At 28.9% G+C, this 4,689-nt stretch carries 4 protein-coding genes; 2 read left to right on the top strand and 2 right to left on the bottom strand.

The genetic code is table 11. The features are described 5' to 3' along the window. Together ACMOUI_RS04425 and ACMOUI_RS04420 are read right to left on the bottom strand one after the other, a co-directional pair. Positions 1-658 (bottom strand): MFS transporter (locus ACMOUI_RS04425; protein WP_418964526.1); only part of this gene is annotated, 658 nt, incomplete at its 3' end. Positions 659-672: 14 nt separating this feature from the next. Then, positions 673-1,572, bottom strand: a complete 900-nt coding sequence (locus ACMOUI_RS04420) for a L,D-transpeptidase (protein ID WP_418964525.1) — start codon at positions 1,570-1,572, stop codon at positions 673-675. A gap of 168 nt (positions 1,573-1,740) precedes the next feature. On the opposite strand from ACMOUI_RS04420, the gene ACMOUI_RS04415 reads away from it, so the two are divergent. Together ACMOUI_RS04415 and ACMOUI_RS04410 are read left to right on the top strand one after the other, a co-directional pair. After that, the gene (locus ACMOUI_RS04415; RefSeq protein ID WP_418964524.1) at positions 1,741-3,045 is read left to right on the top strand and encodes a PhoH family protein; all 1,305 of its coding nucleotides are present in this window, start codon (positions 1,741-1,743) and stop codon (positions 3,043-3,045) included. A gap of 73 nt (positions 3,046-3,118) precedes the next feature. Further along, positions 3,119-4,084 (top strand): IS91 family transposase, encoded by a 966-nt coding sequence (locus ACMOUI_RS04410; RefSeq protein ID WP_418964523.1) that lies wholly within the window; start codon positions 3,119-3,121, stop codon positions 4,082-4,084. Positions 4,085-4,689: the final 605 nt, after the last annotated feature.

Genomic DNA, 4,689 nt, shown 5'->3' with positions numbered 1-4,689 from the left:
CTTCTGGTAAAACTTTTTTAAGACTTTCTCTCGCTTTTTTTTCGCTTTTTTTTAAGTATAACCATCTCGGACTTTCAGGAATTTTTAAAAATAGTAAAAATATTATCATTCCTTGAATAGTTTCTAAAAAAAATAATATTCTCCAAGAGTTTTCTAATAGATGAGTGGATGTCAAATATTTATTGACTAAATAAGCTAATCCAAATCCAACAACCAAACCTAAAGGCATGAAAAGTTGGTTAATAGTTCCATTTTTACCTCTTGATTCAATAGGGGAAATTTCGATAATATATATAGAGCCGACTAGGAAGATACTTCCTAGTCCTAAGCCCATAATAAATCGTCCAGTTAAAAAAAGTTCGACATCTCTTGATAAAATTGTAAAAACTCCACCGATTAAAAATCCAAGTAAGCTATAGACAATAGTTTTTTTTCGGCCAATTTTCTCAGAGAAAACTCCACCTAAAAAACCTCCAAGAAGTCCTCCGATTAACACTATTGTAATAAATAATCCTGTCATATCTTTGCTGACATTAAAAGTTTTTGTCAGTGCTTCAATACTGCTAGAAATAACTGCTGAATCAAAATCAAAAATATATCCAAATGAAGCTGTTAATATTGCAAGGTACGTAACGTACTTTTCTTTACTTAATGTCATAAATCACCTCTTTATTATTCAATAACAATCACTAGAGTGCTAAGTGGGTTTGCCCATTCATAAACATATTTGGCATGAGATGAAGCATTTCTAACACACATTCTAGATCTAGGAGTAGAACCTAAAGTTGGAGAGTATTCAATTATCTTTGTTCTAGGTAATTCTACAGGGATTCCGTGTATATATCCACCGCCTGAAAATCTAGTTGCGTATGGAGCAAAACCAGCAATTTCAGATGAGCTTCCTAATTTTAAGTAGTTCATTCGAGGTTTTTTATTTTGTACAACAAAAGTTCCTAAAGGGGTTGGATAGTTATGAGGTAGTTTGTTTAGTCCAGTCGTAGCAGGATTCATACTTCTAATTAACCAAGTATCATAACTTTTCTGTAAAGTAACTATATTCTGATTTTTTCTGTCTATAACTATTAATTTATCTGTAGGTTCATTTAATATCTGTTTTACATATCGCTTTGGGGTCCACCACTCTCCCTCTATACCTTCTATTTTTATTTTTACAAAACCGTCCTTTTCTTCTATAATCCCCACCAAAGATCCATCCCATCCATATTTTATTGGTTTTTTATCTAAAGATTGATATAGTGGTATACCTTGATATCTTCTAACACCATATTTATCTCTTTCTGGAGATGTTAAAAAACTTTCTAATTGAGCTGGATTACCATTTGAATTTTTAAAATTTCTTAAAGTTCCTATTTTCCCATATTCATTTTTAAATCTCTCTATAGATAATATCTTATCCTCTATTTTTTTCCATTGAAACTCTCTAGACGTATTTTTATATTTATAAAAATGCTCTAAAGTGTATTTATTATAAGACAACTCTTTTCTCAATATAACTTCATTGGAAAAAGTTAAGCTAAACAAAGTAAAAAAAGTAAAAATTATTTTTTTCATAATCCTCTCCTCCGCCAATATTTAATAATTTAATACTTAAAATTTTCTCAAATCTTTTTTCTTTGCCTTTATTTTGTAAAAGATATCTCTAAAAAGGAAATAGATTCCTTGCTTAGTAAAAATATTTGAAATAGTTAGTTAAAAAAACTTAATTAAGGGGATGATTGCATGAGAAAAATCTATGTTCTAGACACTAATGTTTTGATACATGATCACCGTAGTATTTATAGTTTTGAAGATAATGAAGTTGTTGTTCCAATATTTGTTATAGAGGAAATAGATAAGCTAAAAAGAAATAGTACAACAGCTATACAAGCTAGATTAGCAGCAAGAGAGCTAGATAACATAAGAAAAAAAGGGTGTATTGCAAAAGGAGTAGAGCTAGAGAAAAAGATTTTTTTCAGAGTAGAAATAGAAAGTGATTTAAACTTACTTCCATCTACATTAAAAAAAGATTCAACAGATAACATAATAATTGCAACAACTCTAGGAATTAAAAATAAAAATCCAGAAATGAAAGTTATTTTAATAACTAAAGATATAAATATGAGAATTAAGGCAGATTCCTTAGGGTTAGAGGTTCAAGATTATGAAACAGATAGAACAGATTACACAACATTATATGATGGATATGAAGAGATTGAAGTTTCAAGAGATATTTATAATAAATTTGATAAATCTGGAAAAATAAATGTTTGGGAGTTAGGAAAAGAGTATCATTTTACAGAAAATATGTTTATAAGATTCAGATGTGGTGAAGAAAAGACTTCAGGAAGATATATAGGTGGTAAAATTAGAAGAAACTTAGAAGGACAAATATCTGCTTGGGGTGCTAGAGCAAGAAATGATGAACAAGAATATGCAATGGAACTTTTAATGGATGATAACATAAAGGTTGTAACTTTAGTTGGAAAAGCAGGAACTGGAAAAACTTTACTAGCAATAGCAGCTGGATTAGAGCAAGTTGTTGAAAGAGGTAAATATAAAAAATTGCTTATAGCTCGACCAATAATACCTATGGGAAAAGATTTAGGATATCTACCTGGAAGTGAAGAGGAAAAATTAAGACCGTGGATGCAACCAATATATGATAATATTGATTACTTAGCTGAAGAAAAAGGTGAAAAAACAGGAGAAAAAGTAATCTTAGGTCTTCAAACAATGGGACTTTTAAAAATAGAAGCTCTTACTTATATAAGAGGAAGAAGTATTCCTAATGGCTATATAGTAATAGATGAAGCACAAAACTTAACTCCTCTTGAAGTAAAAACCATAATAACAAGAGCAGGAGAAAATACAAAGATAGTTCTAACAGGAGATCCAGATCAAATTGACAGTCCATATTTAGATGCAGATACAAATGGACTTACATATTTATCAGACAAATTAAAAAATGAAAATATAGTGGGGCATGTGACTTTGAAAAAAGGTGAACGTTCATCATTAGCTGAGTTAGCTGCAAAACTATTATAATTTTTTCTATTATAATAAAAAAAGCTCTGCCACTTTTGTGACAGAGCTAATTTTTTGATATAATAGTTACACTATGTATACTATTAAACAAATTTTTACTTCTGTCAATTATACTAATATTTTAAATTCTATTCAAGAATTTTTTTCTAAAGACTACTTTAATCATATTAAAGATACTGTCTTTAAATCCATTAACTGCAAAAATTTTGATTTTGCCAGAATAGAATATCAGTGTCCACATTGTGGTTCACACGCATGTAAACCCGTTACTTGTAAAACTAAATTTTGTCCCTGTTGTTCTAAAATATATACCGAAAATTGGGCTAATAAACTTAATCAACAAATGATTAATCAGAAACATAAGCATCTTCTCTTTACAATTCCTAAGGAACTTCGATCTTTTTTTCTTAATAATAGAGAACTTTTAACTTCTATTTCTGACTCACTTAATTCTGTATTTAAAGATCACTTTTGGAAAAAATACAAAATAACTCATTTTGGATACATTACTTTTTTCCATACCTTTGGTAGAAAATCTAATTTTAATCCTCACCTACATATCTTAATTACTTGTGGTGGATTCAAAGAAACCTTACAATGGAAATCTGTTGATTTTTTTCCTTACTCACCATTTAAAAATTCTTGGAAATATATTATTACTACAGCTTTAAAAGAAGCTTTTCCTAATGATCATAAGCTTTTAAACATTATCAATTCTATTTGGAAAAATCAAATCGATTTTTTTATTGATGTTAAAGGAACTGAAGTTTACAATTCTTTAAATGCTCTTAAGTATTTAGGTAGATATCTCGCTAGACCTCCTTTAGCTGAATATAGAATCACTCATTTTAATGGTAATAGCGTTACTTTTTGGTATGAACAACTCCCTGATAAAAATAAAGTATTTCTTGAACTTCCTGTAGAAAAGTTCATTAAACAATTAGTTGCTCATATTCTACCTAAAGGTTTTAAAATGATTAGAAGATACGGTCTTTACTCGGGAAACTTCTCTCAAGAATTAAAAAACTTAAATATTTAAAAAAATAAAATATTATTAGAAAACTTACTTGGGCTGAGCGCATAGAGAAATGGCTAGGTATAAATCCATTAAAGTGCCTTCAATGCGGATCTAATATGATTTTAACTATATTTTTCCATAAAAAATATGGTATTTTTGATTTTAGACTCAAGAAGAAAATTTAAAATTTCTAACCACAGGTAACTGTGGTATTTTGCTTTTCTATAAAGTAAAATACTAGATTAACTTTAATAGATTTATTAGCTAATTCTTAGTTTTTACCATTTTTAAGGACAATTTCAAAAAATTATAATTTCCTAAATAATAAAAAAGGGATATCAAAGTTTGGTATCCCTTGATTTTATTGACTAAAAAGGCTAATTGGTGCAAAAGGACAAAAAAAAACGACGCGAGGCCTTAGGGAATATATCTCCTCTTGCTTGGGAGCATATTAACCTTTTAGGAGAATATAATTTTGATTCTAATTGTACTACTTCTTTAGAATTTTTAAGAGAGTTAAATATAGATTAAAGCATTGAAAATAAAGGGGTTATAGGTAGTCAGGAAAATTCTTAGCGTTGTTATTCCGCGTTTTCCTGACGGGACCCCTATTATAAGAATAAAGG

The organism is Cetobacterium sp., from assembly GCF_048470075.1.
In the GTDB taxonomy this organism is placed as follows: domain Bacteria; phylum Fusobacteriota; class Fusobacteriia; order Fusobacteriales; family Fusobacteriaceae; genus Cetobacterium_A.
Note: the sequence above shows the minus strand (reverse complement) of the source record. Positions and strands in the feature narration are given on the sequence as shown.

Coding starts and splice junctions, on each gene's coding strand:
- ACMOUI_RS04415 (WP_418964524.1), top strand. CDS start 1,741: ATGAGAAAAATCTATGTTCTAGACACTAATGTTTTGATACATGATCAC.
- ACMOUI_RS04420 (WP_418964525.1), bottom strand. CDS start 1,572: ATGAAAAAAATAATTTTTACTTTTTTTACTTTGTTTAGCTTAACTTTT.
- ACMOUI_RS04410 (WP_418964523.1), top strand. CDS start 3,119: ATGTATACTATTAAACAAATTTTTACTTCTGTCAATTATACTAATATT.